Genomic DNA, 1,646 nt, shown 5'->3' on the forward strand with positions numbered 1-1,646 from the left:
TCGTGATAATCGATATGATGAAGAACATTTAATGGAACGGATTAACAGTAACTTTTTATTTCCTATGCAGTCATCTGTTAAAGATGTTATACCCTGTAAAGAATATCAAGGCAATCATAGAAAATTAAAAGGAATCAAAGCGATGTATATTCGATATTGTTTTGAATTAGGTATCTTAAAGCCAAAAGGCATACCACAAAAATATCCAAGTCCAGCACTTAGAAAGGATTTGATTTACATGGACAAAATCACAAATGAAAATACTCTTATTGGCAAGCATAATCTTGAAACAATTGAAGATGTGCTTGCTTTTAAATTGGATTTAAACAATCAAATAGAAAACTGGATGAATCAAAGAAGATCCATCTACAACAAAATTAAACGAACCCGTGATCCTGAGTTGAAACAACAATTAGAACAGGATAAAAATACACTTACTTCTAAAATTGCACATGGGAAAAAGGAAATACGAATATGCGAAGATATAGAAAAGAGAGTACCTGACATTGAAGAAAAATTAAAAATGGTCAATGCATTAGAAACAGAGCGTATGCAAACACAAAAAGAATACGAAAGGAGCTTGAACTTATGAACAGTGCCGATACTGCTGATCAGATGATGAAGATGACACTAGAAGGTATTCAAGTGGCTGCTGAAATTGGATTAAAAGCTGGCGGTACAGCTGCTAAATCATTGGCAGTTACTTTGTATGCCATCATTACTGATAATAAAAAAATCAAAGGCAAAACCAACCTGGATAATCTATTAAAATCCAACAAGGAATTAAAAGTATTTGCGATTCATCATTCTGATTTAAAAAAGTTTTGTGAAGAAGCAAAGCATTATGGTGTTCTCTACTCTGTATTAAAAGAAAAGAACAATACAGATGGAATTGTAGATATTATGGTCAAAGCAGAAGATGCGTCCAAGATATCTAGAATGGTAGATAAATTTGATTTGGCAACCATTGATACAAAAGCCATTCGTGAATCGGTCTTATCACAAAAGGATATAAAGCCAATGAGTGATGAAGAACATGATGCATTGTTATCAAAACTGATGGATGAAAAAACAAACCCCAACAAGGCTCGGACAAGCAAGGACGGTACTCCGTTCGAGCCATCTTCAAAAACATTGAAGAACGAAAACAAGAAGAAAACCGTCGAAAGAAAAAGATCAATAGCTACTATGGATAGACATTCTGTTCGTCAGGAGCTTAAGGATATTAAGCAACAGCAGTTAAAATCTTATGCACCAAAATATCCAGTAAGAAAGAAATCCAAAAAGAAAGTGAGATGACAAATATGCGTAACTGGTTTAAGAAACAAAATGATGAAATGATTGAAATTCAGGTTGATGATACAGAAAGACGAATCATTGTTCGTGCTCTTGCAGATTTAAGGGATAAACAACGCATGGAACATAAAAACCATGACTTTCTAGATTCATTGATTGTCAAAGTTTGTGATGCAAATCCACCTTCTATAAAAGATCATTATGAGAGATGCTAAAAAAGATGAATATGTGTTTCTAGGCTTATTACTAATACCAACAATTTGGTTTGCATTGCTTATTGCACCCTACATGGATAAAGGATTAATCAATGCAATTCCATATCTTAATGAAGCTTTAAATCATCCATTTCA

3 protein-coding genes are annotated in these 1,646 nt (G+C 33.3%); all 3 read left to right on the forward strand.

Features of this window, described 5'->3' with window-relative positions; genetic code table 11:
- Positions 1 to 592: hypothetical protein (locus ACZQCL_RS09320; RefSeq protein ID WP_482482997.1), on the forward strand; the 592-nt coding region annotated here is incomplete at its 5' end.
- Positions 589 to 1,299: a PcfB family protein gene (locus ACZQCL_RS09325; protein WP_337930434.1), complete on the forward strand. Its 711-nt coding sequence runs from the start codon at positions 589 to 591 to the stop codon at positions 1,297 to 1,299. The genes ACZQCL_RS09320 and ACZQCL_RS09325, both read left to right, overlap by 4 nt.
- 5 nt (positions 1,300 to 1,304) lie before the next feature.
- The gene (locus ACZQCL_RS09330; RefSeq protein ID WP_278729213.1) at positions 1,305 to 1,511 is read left to right on the forward strand and encodes a hypothetical protein; all 207 of its coding nucleotides are present in this window, start codon (positions 1,305 to 1,307) and stop codon (positions 1,509 to 1,511) included.
- Positions 1,512 to 1,646 lie beyond the last annotated feature (135 nt).

The organism is Holdemanella sp., assembly GCF_056804935.1.